The organism is Streptomyces sp. NPDC059897, from assembly GCF_042730865.1.
Taxonomy (GTDB): Bacteria; Actinomycetota; Actinomycetes; order Streptomycetales; family Streptomycetaceae; genus Streptomyces.
On the sequence record NZ_JBHWKQ010000033.1, the window covers coordinates 54,710 to 78,451 of the forward strand.

Consider the following 23,742-nt stretch of genomic DNA (forward strand, 5'->3'; position numbering starts at 1 on the left):
TCACCGACCTCCCAGGCCCGTGGCCCACGGGTAGTACAGATACGGGAACGAGGGGACGGCGCCGGTGATCCGGTCGCTCTGGTAGAGGATGACCGGCAGGTTGTTCAGCGGCATCCAGGTCACGTCGCGGGCCACCCTGCTCTGGATGCGGGTGACGATGCGGGCGCGTTCCGCCCGGTCGGAGGTGGCGCGGGCCTTCTTGATGTCGGCGTCCACGCCCTCGTACCCGCTGAAGTTGTTGTTGCCGCCGGACAGGAAGACTGTGTACGCGTCGAGGGGGTCCGGCACGTTCCCGTACCAGGTGGACAGGAAGGCGTCGATGCCCTTGCGGGCCTTGGGGTCCTGGTAGAGGTTGCCGTACTGCTCGACGGGCACGACGCGGATGTCGATATCGAGGCCGAGCTTCTTTCCGGTGGCCTTGACGAGGTTGCCGGTGAGTTCGTGCACGGAGGAGCTGCCCTGCACGGCGATCGTGATTCGCTTGCGGGCGGCGGGCCCCGCCTCCTTCAGCAGCGCCTTCGCCTTCTTCAAGTCGGCTTTTCCGCTGGGCAGTTGGTCGTACGCCTTGCGGAAGGTCTCCTTCTCGTAGCCCCAGGTCGCCGGCCCGGCGAGGGCACGCTGGGCGGGTGCGGTGCCCTGGAAGACGGCGGCGCCGAGCGCGTCGCGGTCGAGGGCGTACGAGAGGGCCTGGCGGACCTTCCGCATCGCGTACGGGCCGTGCTCGGTGGCGTCGAGCAGCGCCCAGTAGGTGAGCGAGCGGCCGAGGGTGACGGTGCCGGTCGGTGAGGACTGCAACTGGCCGATCGCGGCGGGCGGCAGGTAGAAGTACTGGCCGTCGACCTCGCCGGAGCGCAGCGCGTTGACGGCGGTGGTCTCGTCGGCGATGAACCGGAAGGTCAGCGACTTGGAGACGGGCCTGTGGGGCCGGTCCCAGTAGTCGTCGTTGCGGGTGATGGTGAGCGATTCGCCGGAGCGCCAGCGCGCGAACTCGAACGGTCCCGTGCACATCACGCCCTGCTTGGGCGTCCCGTAGTCCTTGTCCGCCCGTTCCATGGCCGACTTCTGGGACACGGCGCCGGCCGCGGTGGCCATGGCCTGGTTGAACAGGGCGTCGGGCCGCTTGAGGGTGACGGTGAGCTCCATCCGGCCCGTGGCCCGCACGGAGTCGACGTTCTGGAAGTAGTCGCCCCACCAGGTGCCGAGCTTCGGGTCGAGGTGGCGGCTCAGGCTCGCGGCCGCGTCGTCGGCGGTCAGCGGCTCGCCGTTCCAGAAACGGACGCCTTCACGGAGGGTGTAGACCCACTTCTTCGGGGTCGGGTTGGCGGCCTTGGTGGCGAGCCCCGGCTTGATCCTGAAGTCGGGGGTGAGCCGCAGCAGGCTCTCGCAGAGGTTCGAAAGGACCGTGTTCTCTGCGTAGTTGAAGGACTTGATCGGGTCGATGCCCTGCGGCTCGTACGGCAGGTTCCAGGTGATGGAGTCGAGCGGTTTCGTCGCCTTCGGGGTCGAGGTCTTCAGGTCGAGCGCGACGGCGGGGCGCAGCTTGCCGGGTCCGCCGCCGCAGCCGCCGAGCGTGGCGGTGAGGAGCAGTGCGGCGAGGGCCGAGGTGAGGACGCGGCGGTTCACGACACCCCACCGCCCCCGACGAGTTCGCCGTCGCGCGCGACGACCCGGCCGCCCCGCACGACCATGCGCGGGACGGGCCTGCGCACCACGGCCCGGGCGACGCTCGGCGCGTCCACGAGGATGAAGTCGGCCGGGTCGCCGGGCCTGAACCCGACCCGGTCGAGGCCGAGGAGGTCGGCGCCGCCGTCGGCCACGAGCGCGTAGCAGGCGGCGAGGTCGGCGTCGGTGCGGGCGTCGCTGCGGTAGGCGAGCAGGTGGGCCCGGTCGAGCATCTGGGCGTCACCGAACGGGGTCCACGGGTCGCACACCCCGTCGGAGCCGACGGCCACGGCGGCGCCCGCGCGGGTGAGCGCGGCGAAGGGGACGAGGGGGTCGGCGCCGAGGGCGCAGGTGGTGACGGTGATCCCGGCCTCCGCCAACCGGCCTGCCACATCGGCCAGTTGAGAGGCGTCGAGCCCGTCGAGCGCGAAGGCATGGCTGACCGTGACGCGGCCTTCGAAGCCCGCGGCCACCGTGCGCCGGGCGATCTCCAGGATCTGGTCGACACCGACGGCGCCCCGGTCGTGGAGGTGGATGTCGAGGCCCACACCGCGCCGCTCGGCGAGGGCGAAGAGCAGGTCGAGCTGCCCGTCGCGGTCGCCGTCGAAGCCGACCGGGTCGAGGCCTCCGACCAGGTCCGCGCCCTCGTCGAGGGCCTTCTCCAGGAGGACGTCGGTGCCGGGCGCGGCGAGGACCCCGAGCTGCGGGAACGCGACGAGCTGCACGTCGAGGAGGTGCGCGCGGGCGTCGGCCGCCGCGCGCACGCCGCGGACGTTGTCGACCCCGTACTGCGGCGCCACGTCGGCGTGCGCGCGCAGGGCGCGGGTGCCGTGGGCGATCGCGTGGTCGAACAGCGCGCCCGCGCGTTCGGCGACCGGGGCCATTCCGGTGCGCACCGAGGCGTCGTACGCGATGAGTTCGGCGAGGGATTCGGCGGGTTCGCGGTCGAGCCAGGGCCCGCCCCAGGTGGTCTTGTCCGGGTGGATGTGGGCGTCGACGGGCGCGGGCAGCGCGAGCAGCCCCGCTCCCCCGCACTCCTCGCCGGCGCCGTCCCGGCCACCGGTCTCGACGAACCGGCCGCCCTCGATCACCAGGTCACGGGCCGCGCCGCCGAGCGGGCGCACCCCCGAAAAACGCCTCCGGTCGCACTGCTCCATCAAGCCATCTCCCGTGTGTGGTTACGGAGTTGCCGAGCCGCCGCATAGAGTTATCAGACATCTGATGTTTCGAGAAGAGGGTGCGCACGGGGTGCCGAACGCGGCAGGGCGCATAATCGCGAGGGGGCCCAGCGCGCCCTCCATTCACGACAGGCGGGGAGACATGAAGAGCGTCGGGCGGAAGTCCCTGGTGGACGCGGCGATCACCGAACTGCGGGGGGAGATCGCGAGCGGCAGGTGGCAGGTCGGCGACAAGATCCCTTCGGAGAGCACCCTCGCCGAGACCCTCGGGGTGAGCCGCCTGTCCGTGCGCGAGGCCGTCCGCGCCCTGGTGCACACCGGGCTCCTGACGACCCGCCAGGGCGACGGCACCTATGTGACGGCGACGGACGAGACGGCCGTCGCGTTCGGCCGGATGCTCGCAGACGTCGCCGACCGGGACGTGGAGGAGGTCCGCAGAGGGCTCGACCTGGTGGCGGCCCGGCTCGCCGCGAGCCGCCGCACCCAGGCCGACCTCGCGGAGCTCCGGGAGATCACCGCCAGGCGCCGGCGGCACTTCGACGCACGGGAGCTGAAGGAGTTCGTCGAGGCCGACATCGAGTTCCACCTGTGCGTCGCGCGGGCCGGGCAGAACCCGCTGCTGCTCGACCTCTACACGACGCTCAGCACGGCACTGCGCGACACCGTCCTCGCGGACGACATGCAGCACTCCACGACGGACGCCCACCAGGCGCTGGTGGAGGCCATCGCGGCGGGCGACCCGGCGGCGGCGGACGCCGCCGCGCTCACCATCATCGAGGCGTGACAGGCCCCTCGGGCCGGGCGTCCTCGTGGGGCGCGTGGCCCGGGAACGTGCCGAGGTCGGCGATCCGGTAGCCGTTCGGGTAGCCGCGCACGGTGCTGCTGTCCCGGCCGTGCTGCGGCGTGCTCCGCGCCGGAAGCAGCCGCACGAACCGGCCGCGCATCCTGAGCCCGCCGCGCACCACCCGCTCGACGGCCGGCTTCGGGTCCCGGTAGCCGAACGCGGCGCGCAGCGGCGGGTCCATCAGGCAGACGGAGGCCCGGCGCACGGCGGTGCCGAGCGGGCCCGGGTACCAGGATGCCATCAGGTCGAGCGTCGCCTCGGACACCGCGTGGCCGCCCGGGTCGTACGCGAAGTGCCGGCGCTCGTAGTCGTCCATGAGGCGCTCGAACTCCTCGTACGTCTCCGGGATGTCCTTGATGTTCATGCGGCGCCCGAGGTCCCGGTAGTAGTTCGTGGACGCGCGCACCTCGTGGGGCGAGTACGGCCGCCACGCGTACGCGTCCATCCAGCGCTTGGGCACGACGACGAAGGTCGACAGGACGTAGCGGTAGTCGTCGTTGGAGATGTCGTACGCGCGGTGCATCCGGTTCATCCGGCGCACGGCCTCGCGCCCCTCCCCCGTGTCGGGGCCGTGCTCGCCAACGGCGTCGAGGATGAGCACCGTGTCGTCGTACCGCTTCTGCGTGCGCCCGGTGAACTCGCCGGTGCGGCCGAGGAGTCGGCCGATGCTCGGCACCGCGTACGTCCGGTAGAGGGCGAACCCGAGGGCCTGCATGGTGTCCCAGGGGAACTCGTACGACGAGCTGATGCCGTAGATCTCGTGGTAGTCGGTGTCGGGATCGAGCCGGCGGATCTTCCGGGTCCAGTGGTCGCGCCGCACGCTGGTCCTCCCTGGGCTTGGCGCACGACGGGGCCGTTCCCCGACGTGCCCACAGACCCACCTTCGTACGCCCGCCTGCAAGGATCAAGACCGACGGCGCGCGGACGCGGGGCGCGGGGTGACGGAGGTCACGGGGGCACGCGGCGTGTACGCGGAATGCGCGGGTCCGTCCCGCTGCTGCACGGGTTGTCGGCCGGTTCCTGCCCCAGGGATCGGCCTCCCCCGTTCTTCGAAAGGCTTCCTGCACCATGCCGCTGGCCCTCCTGGCCCTGGCTGTTGTCGCGTTCGGCATCGGCACCACCGAGTTCGCCACGATGGGGCTGCTGCCCCAGATCGCCGAAGGCATCGACGTGTCGGTGCCGCACGCCGGCAATCTCGTGTCCGCGTACGCGCTCGGTGTCGTCGTCGGCGCGCCCGTCCTGACGGGCATCGGCGCGCGCATCCCGCACAAGCGGCTGCTGCTGCTCCTGTCCGGCCTGTTCGTGGTCGGCAACGTCGCGTCCGCGCTCGCCCCGAACTTCGGCCTGCTCTTCGCCGCGCGCTTCCTCGCCGGGCTGCCGCACGGCGCGCTGTTCGGTGTGGGCGCCGTCGTCGCGTCCCGGCTCGTCACTCCCGACCGGGCCGCACGCGCCGTCTCGAAGATGTTCCTCGGCCTGACCGTCGCGAACATCGTCGGCGTCCCCGCGAGCACGGCCCTCGGCCAGCACCTGGGCTGGCGCTCCGCCTACTGGGCGGTCGCCGTCATCGGAGGTGTCGCCCTCGCGGCGCTCGCCCTGTTCGTGCCGCACCAGCCGCGCAGCGGGCAGACCGGTATCCGGCACGAGCTGCGGGCGATGGGCAACCGGCAGGTGGTCATCGGCCTCGCCACGGCCGTGGTCGGGTTCGGCGGCTTCTTCGCCGTCTACAGCTACCTGGTGCCGATGCTGACGAACGTCACGGGCATCTCCGACTCCTCGACCACCCTGGTCCTCGCGCTGTACGGCGTCGGCATGACACTGGGCACGCTGATCGCGGGCCCGCTCACGGACCGGGCCCTGCGGCCCACGCTGTACGGGGGTCTCGCGCTGCTCGCCGCGGCGCTCGTGGCGTTCTACTTCGCGGTTCACAGCACGGTGCCCGCGCTCATCGTCATCACCCTCGTCGGCGCGCTCGGCTCCCTGATCACGACGCCCGTACAGATGCTCCTGATGGCCAAGGCGGAGGCGGCGCCGACCATGGCGGCCGCCTCCAACCACTCGGCCTTCAACCTCGCCAACGCGGGCGGCGCCTGGCTCGGCGGCCTGGCCATCTCCGCGGGCTGGGGCTGGACCTCCCCCAACCTGGTGGGCGCGGCCCTCGCCGTAGCGGGCCTCGCCCTGGCCTTCGCGGGCGGCTTCATGGACCGCGGCGCCCGCCGCTCCGACGTGATCGCGTCGTCCGAAGCCGACCCTTCGGCGCAGCCCGACCAGGTGACACTGACGAAGCCCTGACGGCGGTTGCCCTCTCAGCTTCCGAAGGGGACGTCCTGGCTGGTGGCCATCCGACGGGTGTTCGGGTGGGCCTTGACGTAGTCCTGGATGTACGAGAGGGCCTCCCGCGCGCCGCTGTCGTTCGTTCCGCAGCCCTTCGGGCCGCTGACGCCGTCGGGGTAGCAGGACATCCGGTTGCCGTAGATCAGGGAGTCCACGGCGGCGCCGTCGGCCGAGTCGGAGAGCAGGGTTTCGGCGCGCTCCCGGTCGCCGGTGCCCACGGTCCAGCCGACCGTGCCGGCGAGCTCTCCGCGGTCCCGGGCCCGGCCGCCGGCCCGCAGCTCCTCGCGGATGCCGCCGAACTTGAACGCCATGTTGAACAGGCCGTCGTCCATCACCCGCTGGTTCCGCGCGACGGCCGCCCCGTGCTCGGCATAGCCGTCCCGGACGTCCGCGTAGGTGCCGCTGTAGGCGACGCCTTCCTTGCTGTTCAGGCTGCCCGTCACGTCCTTCCAGCCGCTGCCGCCCTCGGTCCCGTAGAAGCCGTAGAGCACCCGGATGCCCTGGCTCTCCAGCTTGGCGCGGGCCAGGTCCCGCAGGGCGGCCGCGGAGCACTGCTTCCTGTCCGGGTCGCTGCTCGCGCACCAGTCGGGGTTCTTCATGTCCAGCCAGACGAACGACACTTGACGCCCCGTCCGGTGCTCCTTCGCGACCTGGTCGAACATGGCGGCCATCGTGTCGCCGTAGCTGGTGAGCGTGCCGTCGTGATCCGCCCACCAGCCTTCCTTCCAGGCCGTGGCGTCGATCTCCAGCGCGTTGGCGCCGTCCCGGAGAGCCGCGGTCACCCCCTGAGTGGTGAGGACCCGGTGGGCGATGGCCCAGGTGGGGCGCTGCTGGCCGGACTCCTCGGCGGCCGCGGAGCCCGCGGTTCCCAGGGTGGCGGTGACGAAGGCCAGGGCCAGCGGAAGCAGTGTCCTGCGGCGTCTGCGTACGGCGCTCATCCGGACGGGGGTCCTCTCTGTCGTTGGGGGCAACAGGCGTTGTGGACAACAGGCAAAACTCGGAGGAGCCTACGCGAAGTTACCATTCGGTAACCAGCGAGTGTGACGTAAGTAACCGGTCAGTAACCTGGCCCTCGCGGTGCCACCGGGATTCACTGCACCTCCCCAGCCCGTCCGGACCCCGTTCGCCTCACCGAGATCGTGTGGGCATCCGACGACGAGGAGACGGAGACACAGGATGCAGTCGCAGGCAATCAGCAGACGCGCGATGCTCGCGGGGGTCGGCGGCGTCGGCACCGCCGTCGCCCTTGGCGCGTTCGGCCGGCAGGCGCTGGCGGCCGAGAACGGCGTGGCCAAGTTCCCGATGCCGGACAAGGCCGAGCTGAACGTGCTGATCACGGGCGACGCCGGCACCGGCACGCCCGACCAGTTCGCCGTCGCGGCCGCCGCACGCAAGCTGTGCGCGAAGCGCGGTGTCGACCTCGCGATCGGGCTCGGCGACAACATCTACGAGAACGGCCCCGAGAGCGACCTGGACGACGAGTTCACCACCAAGTTCGAGGAGCCCAACAAGGGCATCGACGTCCCCTGGCTGATGGTGCTCGGCAACCACGACACCAGCGGTGTCATCCCCGGCAGCGGTGGCCGCCCGTCCCGCGGCGACCACGAGATCGCCTACCACCGGCACTCGGCCCGCTGGAACATGCCCGACCGCCACTACCGCGTGGCCGTCCCCCAACAGGCGCCCGTCGCCGAGTTCTTCGCCATCGACACGACGCCACTGTCCTCGTACGTCCTGCAGACCGACTCCAAGTACCACTGGGACGGCCCCTTCGCCCACGAGCAGCGCGCCTGGCTGGCCGACGCACTCGCCGCCTCCCGCGCCCGCTGGAAGTTCGTCTTCGCCCACCACCCGCTGCGCAACAACGGCGCGCACGGCAACGCGGGCGCGTACGAGGGTGTCACCTGCGGCGACTACATGAGCGGGAAGCACGTCAAGGAACTGTACGAGGAAGTGGTCTGCGGCAAGGCCGAGTTCATCCTCTCCGGCCACGACCACACGCTCCAGATCCTGGACACCGGCGCCGACCACCACGGCACCCAGCAGATCGTCTGCGGCGCGTCCGCGAAGACCGGCGGGAAGGGCAACCAGGCCGAGAACACGGAGTTCTGGGCGGCCTACGACACCCTCGGCTTCATGATGCTCTCGATCAACGCCGACCGCGTGGTCACCGACGCGTACACCGTGGACCCGGAGACCTCCGACTACCGGCACGCGTACCGCCACACACGAACGGAGAGCATCGCCCGTTAGCGGCACCCGCTCACCTGTATGGTTCCCGCGGAGATGCGGGTGGTCCCCAACGAGGGTGATCTGTCGGTCATGGCTTCTCACGAGCACAGCACACCGGCCGCGGACTCCACACGGCGTCGCGTCCTCGGCCTGTCCACGGCCCTGATCGGCGGTGCGCTCACCACGTGTCTGGCGCCCGACGCCGCCGCCCACTCCCCTGTTCCCATGGGGCCGCCCCGGCCCGCCGCCATGCCCCTCCGTCGGCGCTACCGCGTCTCCGCCCGCTACGGAGTGCGCGGCAACTGGGCGGCGGGGCACCACACGGGGATCGACCTCGCGGTTCCCGAGGGGACGCCGGTCTTCGCCGTCCGCGCGGGCACCGTCGTGCTGGCCAAGCGGTCGGGCGACTACGGCAAGGCGGTGACCATCCGGATGTCGGACGGTCGCTACGCCGTCTACGGACACCTCAGCCGCATCCGAACCCGCCCGGGGGCCCGGGTCACCCCTGGCATGCGCATCGCGGACAGCGGCAGCACAGGACGCGCCACCGGCCCACACCTCCACCTCGAGATCCGTGCACGCCGCGGGTACGGCTCGGACGTGAACCCGGTCGCCTATCTGGCACGGCACGGCGTCCGCCTCACGTGACGCCGCCTCCCCCTGTCAGGCCAGGTACTGGCAGGTCCCCCGCGGCATGTACACACCGTGCCCCGCACGCCCCGTGAACTCCCGCTCGCTGATCACCGGTTCGCCCCGCGACAGCACCGTCTCCACCCGACCCGTGATGCGCTTCCCCTCGTACGCCGAGTAGTCGACGTTCATGTGGTGGGTGTCTGCGGAGATCGTCTGCTCGGCGTGCGGGTCGTAGACGACGATGTCCGCGTCGGCACCCGGCGCGATGGTCCCCTTCTTCGGGTACAGGCCGAACATCCGGGCCGGCGTCGCGCAGGCGATCTCGATCCAGCGGCGGCGCGAGATGTGCCCGTCGACGACGGCCTGGTGCAGCAGGTCCATGCGGTTCTCGACGCCCGGCATCCCGTTCGGGATCTTCGAGAAGTCGCCGCGCCCCAGCTCCTTCTGCCCGCTGAAGCAGAAGGGGCAGTGATCCGTCGACACGACCTGGAGGTCGTTCGTGCGCAGACCGCGCCAGAGCGCCGCCTGGTGCTCCTTCGGCCGCAGCGGCGTGCTGCACACGTACTTCGCGCCCTCGAAGTCCGGCTCCGCGAGGTTGTCCGTCGACAGGAACAGATACTGCGGACAGGTCTCGCCGAACACCGGCAGTCCCTCGTCCCGGGCCCGCGCGATCTCCGCCAGCGCCTCCTGCGCCGACACGTGCACCACGTACAGCGGCGCGCCCGCCACCTGCGCCAGCTTGATCGCGCGGTGCGTCGCCTCGGACTCCAGGAGGGACTTGCGGACCTCGCCGTGGAAGCGGGGGTCGGTCTCGCCGCGGGCAAGCGCCTGCTCGACCAGGACGTCGATCGCGATGCCGTTCTCGGCGTGCATCATGATCAGGCCGCCGTTCTCCCCGGCCCGCTGCATCGCCCGCAGGATCTGCCCGTCGTCGGAGTAGAAGACGCCCGGGTACGCCATGAACTGTTTGAAGGACGTCACCCCCTCCCCCACCAGGAGGTCCATCTCCTTCAGCGTGTCCTCGTGGACGTCGGAGACGATCATGTGGAAGCCGTAGTCGATGGCGCACTGGCCGTCCGCCTTGGCGTACCAGGCGTCGAGGCCCTCGCGCAGGGAGTGGCCGACCGACTGGATGGCGAAGTCGACGATGGTCGTGGTGCCGCCCCAGGCCGCGGCCCGCGTGCCGGTCTCGAAGGTGTCGGCGGCGTAGGTGCCGCCGAACGGCATCTCCATGTGGGTGTGTCCGTCGACGCCGCCGGGGATGACGTACTTCTGCGAGGCGTCGATGGTGCGCGCGTCCGTCCAGGACGCGGCGGTGTCGCTTCCCGTGGCCGCGAGGGCCACGACACGGCCGTCCTCGATGAGGACGTCGGCGTGCATCTCGTCGGCGGCGGTGACGACGAGTCCGCCGCGGATGACCGTACGGACGGCGCTCATGTGCTCCTCCTGAGGTAGGGGGACTTACGGGCGGGTCAGGGGCTCGTACGCCTGCGGGTTGCGGTCGCGGTAGAACTGCCAGCGGTCGCGGACCTCGCGCAGCTTCGCCATGTCGAGGTCGCGGACGACGAGCTCGGGCGCCTTGTCGTCGGCGACCTCGCCCACGAACCGGCCCTCGGGGTCGGCGAAGTACGAGGTCCCGTAGAAGTCGTTGTCGCCGTACTCCTCGACGCCGACCCGGTTGATGGCGCCGACGAAATACTCGTTGGCGACGGCCGCCGCCGGCTGCTCCAGCTGCCAGAGGTAGCGGGACAGTCCGCGCGAGGTGGCAGACGGGTTGAAGACGATCTGGGCGCCTTCGAGGCCGAGCGCGCGCCAGCCCTCCGGGAAGTGCCGGTCGTAGCAGATGTAGACGCCGATCTTGCCGACGGCGGTGTCGAAGACCGGCCAGCCGCTGTTGCCCGGGCGGAAGTAGAACTTCTCCCAGAAGCCCTTGACCTGCGGGATGTGGGTCTTGCGGTACTTGCCGAGATAGCTGCCGTCGGCGTCGATCACGGCGGCAGTGTTGTAGAGGACGCCCGGCTGCTCCTCCTCGTAGACGGGGAGGACGAGGACGATGCCGTGTTCGCGGGCGAGGGCCTGGAAGCGCTGCACGACCGGGCCGTCCGGCACCGACTCGGCGTATTCGTAGAACTTCGCGTCCTGCACCTGGCAGAAGTAGGGGCCGTAGAACAGCTCCTGGAAGCAGAGGACTTGGGCGCCCTGGGCGGCGGCGTCGCGGACCGCCTGCTCATGCACCTTGATCATGGACTCCTTGTCGCCGGTCCATGCGGTCTGGAAGATCGCGGCGCGGATCACGGGGCTCATCGGGACCTCCAAGGTTCTTCGATGCCTCGGGTGGTGCTGGCTCAGACGGTAGGGGGCGGGGGTCCGCCGGCCGAGACGCAGCGTGTCACGCGCGGGGCCGCGGGCGTTGCACCGTGTCACGGCCCCGACTGCGCGTCGTGCGCGAGCAGGGCCAGATGGACGGACGCGGCCTGCTCGAAGTCGTCGAGGTCGACGCCGAGCAGCTTCTCGATGCACTCCAGGCGGCGGTAGAGGGCGGGGCGGCTCATATGGGTGAGCTGGGCGGTGCGGGACTTGTTGCGGCCGGTGGTGAGGTAGGCGCGCAGGACCGGGACAAGCTCGGCGGCATCCTCGGAGGCCAGGATGGCGTCCAACTCCCTTTCGGAGAAAGCCTGGACGCGGGGGTCGTCGCGCAACTGCCGCACGAGGCCGCGCAGTCGTACGTCACCCATGCGGACCACCGGTGGGAGGCCGGGCGGCGCGCCGGTGGCGGCGTCGGCGACGTGCAGTGCCTCGCGCAGCGCCTCCGGCACGTCCTCCCAGGCGGGACTGGCGGGGCCCGCCGCGACGAGGGCCCGCGCGGCCCCGGTCTCCGCGCGCAGCCGGTCAGCGAAGTGCGCGGCGAGGGCCTCGGGTGCCTGGTCGCGGGCGAGGCTGAGGAGGACGGCGGTGGAGCGCTCGGCGAGTTCCGTCACGAGCCCGGTGAGGCCCAACAGGCGCAGGATACGGTCGAGTTGAGCGGGAGGGGTGTCGCGTACGACGAGGGGCAGGAACGTGCGGCGGTTCACCGGGAGGCCCGCCGCGCGTGCGCGGGGCAGCAGCCGGGCCGGCGCGCCGCCCGCGAGCAGATCGGCGAGCAGGCAGCGGGCCGACTGCTCCTCCCAGCTCGGCCCGGCCCCGGCCAGCAGGTGGTGCAGGACCAACGCCTCCGCCGCCCGGTCCGCCAGCAGCCGCCCGGAGGCGCCGTCGCCGCGGTGGCCGCACAGCACGACGGAGCCCCAGCGTTCGCCGCGTCCGCCGAGCTCCGCGCGGATCCAGCCCTCCCCGTCGATGCCGCCGGGCTGCCGCGCGATGCGGTCCCAGTCGCGCAACACGTCGTCGACGGCGGGGTGTTCACCGGCCGTGGCGAGGACGCGGTGCGCGAGGTTGGTGAGGACGACCGGGCAACCGCTGTGCGCGGCGATCTCGTCGAGCAGCCCTTGCAGCGGGGCGCCGGACGTGATGAGCGAGGTCAGCGCCGTACGGATGCCCTCGGAGAGGCTGACGGCGGCGAACTTCCTCCGTACGAGCCGGGACTGCACCTCCTCCGTCAGCTCGGCGAAGGGGAACGGGCGGTGCAGCACCACCATGGGCAGCCCGTGCCGTTCGGCGGCGCGCCGCATGCCCTCCGGGGAGGACGGGAACGCGCGGCCGAGGCCAAGGACGAGGGCGGCGGCCTCCGCGCGGTGCAGGGAGTCGATGTACTCGGCCTGCAGCCGCTCGTCGGCCGCGAGCAGCACCCCCGTGGTGAGGATCATCTCGCCGCCGCTGAGCATCACGCCGACGTCCGCGGCCTCGGCGACATGCACCCACCGCACGGGCCGGTCGAGGTGCCCGGCCCCGGCGACCACCTCCGGCCGGCCTGCGGCGACGCGGTCCAGGTCGAGTATCTGACGGACGGTGAGGGTGTCACCGACGCCGGTGGACACGGCTACGCCTCGCCCCGCAACGCCCGCTCCAGGATCCCGGCCCCCTCCTCGGCCTCCGCCACCGTCAAGGTCATCGGCGGAGCGATCCGCAGAACGCTCGAATCGTGGCCGCCGCCCTTGCCGATCAACAGCCCTTGCGCGCGGCAGGACTCGATGACCCGCGCCGCGTCGGGCCCCGGGCCGGAGCTGTCCAGCTCGATGCCGATCATCAGGCCGCGTCCCCGCACCTCCCGTACCCCGGGGGCGCCCGCCGCGATGGCGCGCAGCCGCTCGATGAGGAGGCCGCCGACCCGCCGGGCGTTGCCCTGGAGGTCGTGTTCGAGGAGGTACGAGAGGTTGGCGAGGCCCGCCGCCATGGTGATCGGGGAGCCGCCGAACGTCGAAATGGAGTTGGCGTCAAGGCAGTTCATCACCTCGGCGCGGGCGACGACACCGCCGATCGACATGCCGTTGCCGATGCCCTTGGCGAAGGTCAGGATGTCCGGCGGCCCGGACCGCGCGTGCGCCTGCCAGCCCCAGAAGTGCTCGCCCGTGCGGCCCCAGCCGGTCTGCACCTCGTCCGAGATCCACAGGATGCCGTGCTCGCGCAGGACCTCGCGGAAGGCGGCGTACAGGCCGTCGGGCGGGGAGGTGAAGCCGCCGACGCCCTGGATGGGTTCGGCGATCAGCGCCGCGACGTCGCCCCGGGTCTGGCCGAGCATGTCCCGCAGGTCGGCGACGCAGGCCTCGATGAACTCGGCGTCGGACAAGTGGGCGTAGGGGCCGCGGCCGCGCACGCCCCCGTGCACGTACAGCGTCTGGAGCGGGGAGAGGCTCGTCGGCGACCAGCCCTTGTTGCCGGTGATGCCGACCGCGGAGAACGAGCGGCCGTGGTAGCTGTTGCGCATCGCCAGGATCTGGTTCGAGCGGCGGTACGCGGTGGCGAGCAGCAGCGCCGTGTCGTTGGCCTCGGTGCCGGACGTGGTGAAGAAGACGCGGGCGTCGGGGATTCCGGACAACTGGGCGACGCGCTCGGCGAGTTCGACCATCGGCCGGTTCAGATAGAGCGTCGACGAGTGGACGATCCGGGAGGCCTGCTCGCTCACCGCCTTCGTGACCTCGGGCAGCGCGTGCGCCGTCATCGTCGTGAGGATGCCGCCGAAGAAGTCCAGGTACTTGTTGCCCTCGGCGTCCCAGACATGTCGGCCCTCGCCGTGCGTGAGCTCGATCGGGTCGTCGTAGTACAGGGCGAGCCAGTCCGGCAGGACGTCGCGGTGGCGGTCGTGCAGAGAGGCTCGGGAGGGGGTGGTCATCGGCAGCACTCCTTCTTCCGTACGTCTCTACGCAGGCATGTCCCTGCCCAGCCGCCTCTACGCACGTAGAGCGGCGGTAGAGGGACGAACGTAAGCCTCACGGGAGGCCTTGCCAAGGCCATCGTCGGCAACCCGCTGGATCGGGGCGGCCCGGACACTCGTGCGGGTGACGGCTCAGTGCGCGAGGCCCGCGACGCGGAGTGCGTGCGCCACGTCCCGGTACCGCTCGTCGGAGACCCGGCGCGCCGCGTCGAGGAGCAGCGGGACGAGCGGGCCGGGATCGCCGCTCGCGCACTGGGCGGCGTCCTCGGGTGTGCGGCCACGGACGTACGCGTCCAGGAGCGTGCGGGCCTCGCGGTGCCGGCCCTCCTCGTCGAGCCGGTGCACCGCGGCGCCGAACTCGGCGGGCGGGCCGCCGACGCCCTGGCGCAGCAGCCGCTGCGCGTCGGCGGTGCGACCGGCCGCGGCCAGGGCGTCGGCCGCGTCGACCAGCCGGTCCGGCGGCAGCGACCCGGCCTCCCACAACAGGGTGGCCCAGTCGGAGCCGAGCCCCGCGCTGGCCAATTCGCGTGCGTAGGACGGAAGTTGGGCGGCGGGCCCGGCGGCCGCGCCCACGAGGACCATGTGCGCCTCACCGCTGCGACCCTCGGCACGGTGGTGGGCGAGGAGGGAGACCGTGGCCGCGACGTCGGCGTGCGCGGCGGCGTCGACCGGGGGCGGGGCGGGGGGCGTCGGCTCGTCCGTCCCGGGTGCGGCACCGGCGAAGCGGGCGCCGGTGGGGGTGGCGGGGGCGTGATCCGTACTGGTCGCGGGCCCTGGCTCCGGTTCCTCCATCGGCATCCCGGCGAAGCGGGCGCCGCCCCGGGGGCGACGTTTGCGTTCCTTGACGGGGGCGGGGGCGGGAGCGGGAGCGGAGGCCGGTGCGGGAACGGGCACGGCGGCAGGCGTCGGCGCGGGGGCTCCCGAGAGGGCGGGGTCCGGTCCCAACTCGGCCAGCCTGGCGCCGAGTTCGGCGAGCCGCGCGGTCGCCCGCTCGTGGTCGTCGTGCGCCCACGCGAGATCCCGGCGGACGGCTTCGACCTCGCCCGGGTCACCGACGGAGTCGAGGCGGGCACCGAGTTCCTCGACGCGCCGCGCCGCGTACCGGCGCTCGCGCGCCATCACGTCCATCCGGTCGGCGAGCAGCGCGCGCCCGCCGGGCCCGGTGTCGTGGGCGCGTGCGGACGCGCGGTACAGGGCGTGGGCGCGGGCCGCCTCGCGCTCGGCGTGCTCGGTGCCGTGCGTCGCGGCGAGATCCTTCAGCAGCGACTCCACCACGTCCCACGGAGGCACTTCGCTGCCGTCGAGGCAGGCCCGCATGCCCTCGGGGTCCCGCTGCCAGAAGACGCCGCACCATCCGGCGCGCTGGTCGAGCCGGGCGTTGAGACCTTGCAGATATGCCGCGAAGTCCCTTGCCCCGTCCGGGAGTTGTCCCACTTCCGCCACGCGCCCCGCCGATCGTCGCGCCCTGCCGCCTTCTTGGAGCCTTACGCTCCGGAAGCAAACACCTCGCGTGTTACGGGGGTGCTACGCGCGCTTTTCGGGGTGGACACCTCGACCCGTCAGGCGGGGACCAGCGCGCAGTGCGTCACCAGCTCGTCCATGGAAAGCCCCAGCTCCCGGGCGAGCGCGGCGACCGTGAAGAAGGCGGGGGTGGGCGCCCGGCCCGTCTCGATCTTGCGCAGCGTCTCGACGGAGACGCCCGCGCCCGCGGCCACCTCCGTCATGCTGCGCCCGACCCGCGCCTCACGCAGCAGCCGGCCGAGACGCTCGCCGCGCTCGCGCTCTTCGGGGGTCAAGGGGGTTCGGACCATGCCCCCATCCTACCCGAGGCGCCAATTCTCGTACCGGATTTCCGTACCGGATTTAAATACCGGTATAGTTATTGGCATGGTGGAACTGAAGACGGACACATCGATCGACGCGATGCGGGAGGCGGGGCGGGTCGTGGGCGACGCGCTCACCGCGGTGCGGGGGCACGCGGCCGTGGGCGTGAGCCTGCTGGACCTTGACGAGGTGGCGCGCGAGGTGCTGCGGGAGGCGGGGGCGAGCTCCCCGTTCCTCGGCTATCGGCCGAGTTTCGCGCCGACGCCGTTCCCGGCGGTGATCTGCGCGTCCGTGAACGACGCGATCGTGCACGGCATCCCGACCGGGTACCGGCTGCGGGACGGGGACCTGGTGTCGATCGACTGCGGGGCGGAGCTGGGCGGCTGGGCCGGCGATTCGGCGATCAGCTTTGTGGTCGGTGAGGCTCGCGCCGAGGACGTACGGCTGGTCGAGACGGCCGAGCGGGCGCTGGCCGCGGGGATCGCGGCGGCGGTCGTCGGCAACCGGATCGGGGACATCGCGCACGCGATCGGGACGGTGTGCCGGGAGGCGGGGTACGGGATTCCCGAAGGGTTCGGGGGGCACGGGATCGGGCGGCGGATGCACGAGGACCCGCCGGTGCCGAACGAGGGGCGGGCGGGCCGGGGCATGAAGCTGCGCCACGGCATGGCCCTGGCCATCGAGCCCATGGTCATCGGTGGCGGCGGCGACGGCTTCCACGAGGCGCCCGACGGCTGGACCCTCCGCACGAACGACGCCTCCCGCGCCGCCCACGCGGAACACTCCGTGGCGATCACGGAGGCGGGGCCGCGGATCCTGACGGCTCGGTAGGCCCCCCGGGGCCGGGCCCGTCGTTGACGATGCGCGGCACCGGGGCGCCGCCTTGCCCACCCTGCCGCCCAAGGCGGCAGATTGCCCAAGGCGACAGCGGCGGATGGACAATTCAAGCCCCTGCGGCGATTGAGCAGCGGGGACCGGGGCAGAGCCCCGAGACGTAGGAACGGTCGGCCGGGAGCTACGGGGCCGGTGACACGACCATCGCCGAACCCCCGCCCCGCCGGACCTTCTCCGCCGCCGCGAGCCACTTCCCGCCGGGCAGGCGCTGCACGCCCGTCGCCGCCCCGATCTCCGGGTTCTCCTTGAACGAGTGGCCGATGGCCTCCAGCTCCCCGCGGAGCGCACTGTCGTAGAGCCCCGGCTCGAGCTCCGTCTGCGCCGCGTTGCGCTGACTCGCCCGCGGCGCCGCGATCGCGTCGACCAGCGGCAGCCTCCGGTCGACGAACCCCGTCAGCGTCTGCGCCACCGTCGTGATGATGGTCGCGCCGCCCGGCGACCCGACCGCCACCACGGGCCTGCCCGACTTGTCGAGCACGATCGTCGGCGAGATCGAGGACCGCGGCCGCTTCCCCGGCCCCGGAAGGTTCGGGTCGTGCACCTCCGGATTCGCCGGCGCGAACGAGAAGTCCGTCAGCTCGTTGTTGAGCAGGAACCCGCGCCCCGGCACGGTGATGCCGCTGCCGCCGGTCGACTCGATGGTCAGGGTGTAGGCGACGACGTTGCCCCACTTGTCGGCCGCGGTGAGGTGCGTGGTGTTCTCACCCTCGTACGTCGTGGGCGACGCCTTGTCCCCGGCCTCGCCGCACTTGCCGGGGTTCCTCGGGTCCCCCGGCGCGAGCGGGCTCTTGAGGACCGCGTCGTCCTTGATGAGGCACTCGCGCGAGTCCGCGAACCGCTGCGAAAGCAGCCCCTTCGTCGGCACGTCCTCGAACGCCGGGTCGCCCACCCAGCGCCCCCGGTCGGCGAAGGCCACCCGGCTCGCCTCGATGAAGCGGTGCAGGTACTTGGCGTCGGACGCCTTCGACAGGTCGGTGTTCTCAAGGATGTTGAGCGCCTCGCCGACACTCGTGCCGCCGGACGAGGACGGCGCCATGGAGTAGACGCCGAGGCCGCGGTACGAAGTCCGGGTCGGCGCCTGGAGCTTGGTGCCGTAGGCCGCGAGGTCCTTCGCGGACAGCTTCCCGGGCCGCGCGTTGTACCCGGACGCCGGGTCGACCGGTGGCTTGTTGGTCGTCTTCACGACGTCCTTGCCGATGTCGCCGCGGTACAGCGCCCCGACCCCGTCCCGGCCCAGCTGCTGGTACGTGCGCGCCAGGTCGGGGTTCTTGAACGTCGAGCCGACCTCGGGGAGCTTCCCGCCCGGCAGGAACAGCTTCGCCGTGTCGGGGAAATTGCGGAACCGCGCCTCGTTCGACGCGGTCTGCGAGCGGAACGTGTCGTCGACGGTGAATCCGTCGCTCGCCAGCTTCGTGGCGGGCTTCAGCACGGAGGCGAGCCCCCGGCTCCCCCACGCGTCGAGCGCCGACTGCCACGTGGCGGGCGTGCCCGGTGTGCCCACGCTCAGGCCGCTGGTGGCCGCGTCGTTGAAGGCGAGCGGTTTGCCGTTCTCCAGGAACAGGTCGGACCCTGCCGTCAGCGGCGCCGTCTCGCGGCCGTCGATGGTGTGCACCTTGCGGGACTTGGCGTCGTAGTAGACGAAGTAGCCGCCGCCACCGACCCCGGACGAGTACGGCTCGGTGACACCGAGGGCGGCCGCGGTGGCGACGGCGGCGTCCACCGCGTTGCCCCCGTTCCTGAGCACCTCGATACCGGCCGCGGAGGCGTCCGCGTCGACGCTCGCCACGGCGCCGCCGGAGCCGACCGCGACCGGTTCCTTCACGGGCGGCCGCGCGGCGGACGAGGACGGACCGGACGAAGGCGGAGCCGCGGCACCAACCGCCACCATGCTGCCAAGTGCGGCGAAGACCGACAGATTCCGTACAACTGAACGTCTCATCAGTACCTCCGGTCAACAGGCGTCAGCGCAGCGTAACTTGATGTGTCCGTGTCGTCAGGACCCCCTCGAACCCCGTTCACACGTCCCGCTAGAGTGCGCCACCATGACTGAAGACGTGCGCAACATCGTCCTCGGCCTGATCGCGGCGGGCATCAGCGCCTCGCTGGGCTGGCTCGCCCGCACCTACCTGTGGCGGCGCAAGCTCCGCCGCAAGCAGGCCTTCTTCGGGCTGCCCGACAACTCCGAGTCGCTGCTCGTCGTGAACCGCGACGCGGGCGGCCCCGAGCTGACGGTGAAGCGCCACGACGTCTTCGCCCTCCTCGAACTCTCCGCGCTCATCAAGGACTGCAACGCGCACGCCCAGGTCGTCGCCCACGACACCGCGCAGCAGGGCTTCGGCGAGCGTACGGAGTTCTGCGTGGGCGGACCCGCCTCCAACAGACGCATGGCCGCGCACATGGTCAGTCTGCTGCCCGGCATCCGCGTGAACACCGACCCCGAGCCGGGCCCGGACCGCGGCGCCTTCCAGATCGGCTCCGAGCGCTACCGCCTGGAGCCGAGCAGAACCGAGTACGTCCTCCTGGCCCGCCTGACCGCCGGTCCCGCCACCCCCGAGGCGAGGCCGGTCTTTCTGTTCTGCGGGCAGCTGCCGATCACCAACCAGGCCGCCACCCGCTATCTCGCCCGCCACCACGAGCGGCTCGCCCGCAAGCACGGCAACAACTCCTTCGTCCTGCTGCTGAAGGTCGTGAACTCCGGGGCGTACGGTCCTGACGTCGTCGAGGTGGTGGCCGATGTCACGAAGGCGGCGGAGTCCCCGCTGCCCGCCGCGCCGGCGAACGGCAACGGCCGCGCCGCACACCGCGCCAAATAGGCCGCGAAACCAAGGAGAGCGGCACCCTCGTCGCGTACGAATGCGACAAGGGCCCGCTCATCCTCGGCAAGCAGGCACGTCCCGACCGGCACGCTGCAGCTGACCTTCTTCCCCACGAACACACGAACTTCGTGAAGCAGTGATCTCCGGCTGCCGCTGGGCGGGGACGGGCCGATGCTTTCGTTTCGGCTACTGCGTACCTGGCAGCAGCGTCCCTGGCTCGGCCGGGGCGACATCGGCCGCCTCCGTCTTGGGGTTGCGCCGCTGGCGCTTGGCCACCCATTGGGCGAACCAGGACAGCACCATGCACATCCCGATGTAGATCGGCGAGATCACCATCACCACAGGGATGAAGGGCAAATCGTAGTCGAGGTTGGAAGCGATCAGTTTTCCGGCGTGGAGGAACTCCTCGTAGGTGATGAGATACCCGAGCGACGTGTCCTTCAGGGCCACCACCAACTGGCTGATGATGGCGGGCAGCATGGCCCGCACCGCCTGAGGGACGAGCACATGCGTCATGACCTGCGTCTTGCGCATGCCCAGCGCGTACGCCGCCTCGCGCTGTCCGCGCTCCACCGCGTTGATGCCCGATCTGAACACCTCGGCGAGCACGGAGCCGTTGTAGAGCGTCAGGCCCGCGACGAGCGCGGCCAGCGGCTCCATCTTCAGTGCCACGTAGATGAAGAAGATCATCACCAGGACCGGCATGGCGCGGAAGAACTCGACGAACAGCGTCGCGAGCCAGCGCACCGGCTTGTGGTCCGAGAGCCGCCCCACGGCCAGCAGCGTGCCGAGCACGAGCGACAGGACGGCCGCCATGGCGAAGGCCTTGAGCGTGTTGCCGAGCCCGCGCAGGAGCAGTTCCTGGATGCCCGTGTACTCGAAGGGCATCCACTTCGTGTACGTGAACTGGTCGGTGTCGAACAGCAGATAGAGGATCCAGGCGACCAGGGCGAGCACGATGAGCGTCGAGATCAGCCCGTACAGCTTGTGCCGGCGTTCGGTCTTGGGGCCCGGGATGTCGTAGAGGGCGGTGGCGTCGTGCCGCAGGGCCTTCATCGGGCGAACCCCCAGCGCTTCTCGAGGAAGTTGAACAGGGCGCTGATGGCGAGCGTGATGATCAGGTATCCGATCGCGATCCAGACGAAGGTCCAGATGATGTTGTAGCCGAGCTCGCTGAGCGTCTTGTAGGTGCCGAGCAGCTCGACGACGCTGAAGGCGCCCGCGATCGCGGAGTTCTTGGCGAGCGCGATGAGCGTGGAGCCGATCGGCGGGATCACGGACCGGAAGGCCTGCGGCAGGATGACGTGGGTCAGGGTCTGGCCGAAGGTCATGCCGAGGCTGCGGGCCGCCTCGCCCTGCCCCTTGGGCACCGTGTTGATGCCGGAGCGGACCGCCTCGCAGATGAACGCCGAGGTGTAGCAGCCGAGCGCGAGGATCGCGAAGACGGTGAAGGGCAGCACCAGGCCGAAGCGCGGCAGGCCGAGCAGCACCGCGAAGAACAGCAGCGTCAGCGGGGTGTTGCGCAGCACGGTGACCCACGCGGTGCCGAAGGCCCGGAAGGAGCCGACGGGCGCGACCCGGAACGAGGCCATGAGGAAGCCGAGCACCAGCGCCAGGATCGACGCGAAGACGGTGAGCTCGACGGTGCCGAGGAAGCCTTTCCAGTACAGCTCGATGTTGTCGGTCAGGACATTCATGGGACGCCTCCTCCTCAGTTCGCCGGGTAGCGGTCGATGGCGGGCGGCTTCGGGGCCGGCTCGCCGGACAGGCCGAGCGTCGCCTCGTAGGCCTTCTTCCAGTCACCGTTCTTCTGGCGGGCCTCGAGCGCGTCGTTGATGGCGAACCGCAGCGCGTTGTCCTTCTTCGGGACGCCGATGCCGTACGGCTCCTCGGAGAACGGCTTGCCGACGAGCTTCATCTCCTCGGGCACCTTGGCCGCGTAGCCGAGCAGGATCGCGTCGTCGGTGGTGACCGCGTCGACCTGATAGGTCAGCAGGTTGTCGACGCAGATCGAGTACGTGTCGTACGCGACGAGCTCGGCCTTCGGGTAGTCGGCCTTGATGCGCTGGTACGGGGTGGAGCCGGCCGCCGAGCAGACGCGTTTGCCCGCGAGGTCGTCGGGCCCCTTGATGTCCTCCTCGTCGCTGCGCACGAGGAGCGACTGGCCCGCCATGTAGTACGGGCCCGCGAAGCCGACGAGCTTCTTGCGCATGTCGTTGATCGTGTACGTGCCGACGTAGTAGTCGATCTGCCCGTTCTGCAGGGCCGTCTCGCGGTTCGCCGACGCGATGGTCTTGAAGCGGATCTTCTTCGGGTCGAGCCCGAGGGAGGCCGAGACCATCTTGGCGATCTCGATGTCGAAGCCCGTGTACGAGCCGTCCGCGGGGTTCTTCTCGCCGAGGTAGGGCTGGTCCTCCTTGGCGCCGACGACGAAGTGGCCGCGCCGCTCCGCCTTCTTCCACGTCGGGGAGTCGGGCAGCGAGAAGCCCTGGGCGAGCTTGTACTGGGGGAGCTCGGCGGCCGATGGCCCCTTGACGGGTGGGCTGCCCTCCTTGCCGCACGCGGTGGCGGCCAGGGCGGTCACCGCGAGCGCGGCGAACAGCCGTAGCGACTTGGCGATCATGTGGTGGTGCGCTCCCCCGGTCAGTGCTTCAGGATCTTGGAGAGGAAGTCCCGGGCGCGCTCGCTCTCCGGGTGGGTGAAGAACTCCTCGGGGTTGCGGTCCTCCACGATCTTTCCGTCCGCCATGAAGACGACGCGGTCGGCGGCGGTGCGTGCGAAGCCCATCTCGTGGGTGACCACGACCATCGTCATGCCGTCGTGGGCGAGCTGCTGCATGACCTCGAGGACCTCGTTGATCATCTCCGGGTCGAGGGCCGAGGTCGGCTCGTCGAAGAGGAGGGCCTTGGGGTCCATGGCGAGGGCGCGGGCGATGGCCACGCGCTGCTGCTGGCCGCCGGACATCTGCGCGGGGAACTTGTCGGCGTGGGCGGCGAGTCCGACCCGTTCGAGCAGCTCGCGCGAGCGCTTGTCGGCCTCGTCCTTCTTGCGCTTTCTGACCTTCAGCTGGGCCAGTGAGACGTTCTGCAGCACTGTCTTGTGCGCGAAGAGGTTGAACGACTGGAAGACCATGCCGACTTCGGCCCGCAACCCGGCGAGCGCCTTCCCCTCCTCGGGGAGCGGCTGTCCGTCGAGCCGGATCGTGCCCGACTCGATGGTCTCCAGACGGTTGATCGTCCGGCAGAGCGTCGATTTGCCCGACCCCGAAGGGCCGATGACCACCACCACCTCCCCCTTGCCGACGGTGAGGTCGATGTCCTGAAGGACATGCAGCTCCCCGTAGTACTTGTTCACGTCTCGCAGCTCGATCAACGGATCGACGGCCATCGGCAGTCCCTGCCCACTTTCAGCTGTGTCGGTCCGCGCAAACTATCCACGCTTACATGGGACTTAACAGACGACACGCACTTATGGGCATTAACCGTATTTGAGGCTCAGCTACGTGGCGACGCGCACCGGCCTACGACTCGGCGGCCTCCGCGTAGAACTGGGAGAGCTCCGGGGCCCCGCTCGCCGCCCACTCGTGCCCGGCCTCCACGACGTCGATGTCCCGGCCGGACTCGAGCCGCACCACCGGCTGCCCGTTGTCCCAGATCACCCAACTGGCGCCCGACACGTGCCGCACCATGACCGAGCCGAGATAGAGGCCCGCGTCGTTGCCCAGCCAGTGCAGCGTGTCCTCGTCCTCCCGCCAGCGCGGCACGAGCTGGTCGAGGGCCTCCAACGACCGCACCGACTCGTCGAGTTCGACCCCCGCGTCGTCGGCGTGGGAGCGCAAGAGCTCGCATTCGGAGAGCAGTTCGACGAGCCCGCTCTCGCTCTCGTCGCCTTCCTCGCCGGTCGGGAACACGGCGACACCGTGGGCCGGACCGCGCTTCTTGTGCCAATTGGCAGCGAAAGGGATCTTCATATCGCCCAGATTGACATCCCCCCACCTGCCCGCACCACAGGCGCGCGGAGGCG

General features: G+C 71.0%; 22 protein-coding genes. 6 read left to right on the forward strand and 16 right to left on the reverse strand.

The features are described from left to right. Entirely contained in the window at window positions 1-1,623 is a 1,623-nt protein-coding gene (locus ACFV9W_RS29215) for an ABC transporter substrate-binding protein (RefSeq protein ID WP_385766544.1), read from the reverse strand. After that, entirely contained in the window at window positions 1,620-2,819 is a 1,200-nt protein-coding gene (locus ACFV9W_RS29220; RefSeq protein ID WP_385766547.1) for an amidohydrolase, read from the reverse strand. The genes ACFV9W_RS29215 and ACFV9W_RS29220 overlap by 4 nt, the downstream gene beginning before the upstream one ends. Before the next feature lie 163 nt (window positions 2,820-2,982). On the opposite strand from ACFV9W_RS29220, the gene ACFV9W_RS29225 reads away from it, so the two are divergent. Continuing rightward, window positions 2,983-3,624: a FadR/GntR family transcriptional regulator gene (locus ACFV9W_RS29225; RefSeq protein WP_385766550.1), complete on the forward strand. Its 642-nt coding sequence runs from the start codon at window positions 2,983-2,985 to the stop codon at window positions 3,622-3,624. Here ACFV9W_RS29225 and ACFV9W_RS29230 read toward each other — a convergent pair. Then, window positions 3,611-4,504: an oxygenase MpaB family protein gene (locus ACFV9W_RS29230; RefSeq protein ID WP_385766552.1), complete on the reverse strand. Its 894-nt coding sequence runs from the start codon at window positions 4,502-4,504 to the stop codon at window positions 3,611-3,613. The genes ACFV9W_RS29225 and ACFV9W_RS29230 overlap by 14 nt on opposite strands. A gap of 248 nt (window positions 4,505-4,752) precedes the next feature. Between ACFV9W_RS29230 and ACFV9W_RS29235 the strand changes: the two genes are divergently transcribed. Next, a complete protein-coding gene (locus ACFV9W_RS29235) occupies window positions 4,753-5,973 on the forward strand; it encodes an MFS transporter (RefSeq protein ID WP_385766555.1) in 1,221 nt (406 codons plus the stop codon). Between the two features lie 14 nt (window positions 5,974-5,987). Here the strand turns inward: ACFV9W_RS29235 and ACFV9W_RS29240 are convergent, their stop codons facing one another. Then, window positions 5,988-6,953: a phospholipase gene (locus ACFV9W_RS29240; RefSeq protein WP_385766558.1), complete on the reverse strand. Its 966-nt coding sequence runs from the start codon at window positions 6,951-6,953 to the stop codon at window positions 5,988-5,990. 238 nt (window positions 6,954-7,191) lie between these two features. Between ACFV9W_RS29240 and ACFV9W_RS29245 the strand changes: the two genes are divergently transcribed. Beyond that, on the forward strand, window positions 7,192-8,268 hold the full coding sequence (locus ACFV9W_RS29245; protein WP_385766560.1) for a metallophosphoesterase: 1,077 nt from the start codon (window positions 7,192-7,194) through the stop codon (window positions 8,266-8,268). Window positions 8,269-8,337: 69 nt separating this feature from the next. Beyond that, window positions 8,338-8,895 (forward strand): M23 family metallopeptidase, encoded by a 558-nt coding sequence (locus tag ACFV9W_RS29250; RefSeq protein ID WP_385766562.1) that lies wholly within the window; start codon window positions 8,338-8,340, stop codon window positions 8,893-8,895. A gap of 15 nt (window positions 8,896-8,910) precedes the next feature. On the opposite strand, the gene hydA is transcribed toward ACFV9W_RS29250, so the two are convergent. The 6 genes from hydA to ACFV9W_RS29280 all read right to left on the reverse strand — a co-directional run bounded on the left by hydA (window position 8,911) and on the right by ACFV9W_RS29280 (window position 15,996). Next, on the reverse strand, window positions 8,911-10,317 hold the full coding sequence (hydA, locus tag ACFV9W_RS29255) for a dihydropyrimidinase (protein WP_385766565.1): 1,407 nt from the start codon (window positions 10,315-10,317) through the stop codon (window positions 8,911-8,913). Window positions 10,318-10,341: 24 nt separating this feature from the next. Beyond that, window positions 10,342-11,184, reverse strand: a complete 843-nt coding sequence (locus ACFV9W_RS29260; RefSeq protein WP_385766567.1) for a nitrilase-related carbon-nitrogen hydrolase — start codon at window positions 11,182-11,184, stop codon at window positions 10,342-10,344. Between the two features lie 116 nt (window positions 11,185-11,300). Further along, window positions 11,301-12,851 (reverse strand): PucR family transcriptional regulator, encoded by a 1,551-nt coding sequence (locus ACFV9W_RS29265; RefSeq protein WP_385766570.1) that lies wholly within the window; start codon window positions 12,849-12,851, stop codon window positions 11,301-11,303. 2 nt (window positions 12,852-12,853) lie between these two features. Then, window positions 12,854-14,143: an aspartate aminotransferase family protein gene (locus tag ACFV9W_RS29270; RefSeq protein WP_385766573.1), complete on the reverse strand. Its 1,290-nt coding sequence runs from the start codon at window positions 14,141-14,143 to the stop codon at window positions 12,854-12,856. Window positions 14,144-14,317: 174 nt separating this feature from the next. Next, complete coding sequence (locus ACFV9W_RS29275; protein ID WP_385766576.1) at window positions 14,318-15,628, reverse strand: hypothetical protein; 1,311 nt, start codon at window positions 15,626-15,628, stop codon at window positions 14,318-14,320. 116 nt (window positions 15,629-15,744) lie between these two features. Beyond that, complete coding sequence (locus ACFV9W_RS29280; RefSeq protein ID WP_385766579.1) at window positions 15,745-15,996, reverse strand: helix-turn-helix domain-containing protein; 252 nt, start codon at window positions 15,994-15,996, stop codon at window positions 15,745-15,747. Between the two features lie 76 nt (window positions 15,997-16,072). On the opposite strand from ACFV9W_RS29280, the gene map reads away from it, so the two are divergent. Continuing rightward, window positions 16,073-16,840 carry a type I methionyl aminopeptidase gene (gene map / locus ACFV9W_RS29285; protein ID WP_385766582.1) on the forward strand — a complete coding sequence of 256 codons (768 nt, stop codon included), beginning with the start codon at window positions 16,073-16,075 and terminating at the stop codon, window positions 16,838-16,840. 184 nt (window positions 16,841-17,024) lie between these two features. Here the strand turns inward: map and ggt are convergent, their stop codons facing one another. Beyond that, complete coding sequence (gene ggt / locus ACFV9W_RS29290; RefSeq protein ID WP_385766585.1) at window positions 17,025-18,842, reverse strand: gamma-glutamyltransferase; 1,818 nt, start codon at window positions 18,840-18,842, stop codon at window positions 17,025-17,027. Window positions 18,843-18,945: 103 nt separating this feature from the next. Here ggt and ACFV9W_RS29295 point away from each other — a divergent pair, with 103 nt between their 5' ends. Further along, window positions 18,946-19,716: a hypothetical protein gene (locus ACFV9W_RS29295; protein WP_385766589.1), complete on the forward strand. Its 771-nt coding sequence runs from the start codon at window positions 18,946-18,948 to the stop codon at window positions 19,714-19,716. A gap of 189 nt (window positions 19,717-19,905) precedes the next feature. On the opposite strand, the gene ACFV9W_RS29300 is transcribed toward ACFV9W_RS29295, so the two are convergent. The 5 genes from ACFV9W_RS29300 to ACFV9W_RS29320 form a co-directional block, all read right to left on the reverse strand. Then, the gene (locus tag ACFV9W_RS29300; RefSeq protein ID WP_385766592.1) at window positions 19,906-20,775 is read right to left on the reverse strand and encodes an amino acid ABC transporter permease; all 870 of its coding nucleotides are present in this window, start codon (window positions 20,773-20,775) and stop codon (window positions 19,906-19,908) included. After that, window positions 20,772-21,416, reverse strand: coding sequence for an amino acid ABC transporter permease (locus ACFV9W_RS29305; RefSeq protein ID WP_385766595.1), 645 nt, complete (start codon window positions 21,414-21,416; stop codon window positions 20,772-20,774). The genes ACFV9W_RS29300 and ACFV9W_RS29305 overlap by 4 nt, the downstream gene beginning before the upstream one ends. 14 nt (window positions 21,417-21,430) lie before the next feature. Next, entirely contained in the window at window positions 21,431-22,342 is a 912-nt protein-coding gene (locus tag ACFV9W_RS29310) for a glutamate ABC transporter substrate-binding protein (protein WP_385766598.1), read from the reverse strand. Window positions 22,343-22,362: 20 nt separating this feature from the next. Continuing rightward, the gene (locus ACFV9W_RS29315) at window positions 22,363-23,106 is read right to left on the reverse strand and encodes an amino acid ABC transporter ATP-binding protein (protein WP_385766600.1); all 744 of its coding nucleotides are present in this window, start codon (window positions 23,104-23,106) and stop codon (window positions 22,363-22,365) included. Window positions 23,107-23,239: 133 nt separating this feature from the next. Next, a complete protein-coding gene (locus ACFV9W_RS29320) occupies window positions 23,240-23,689 on the reverse strand; it encodes a DUF6278 family protein (RefSeq protein WP_385766603.1) in 450 nt (149 codons plus the stop codon). Window positions 23,690-23,742: the final 53 nt, after the last annotated feature.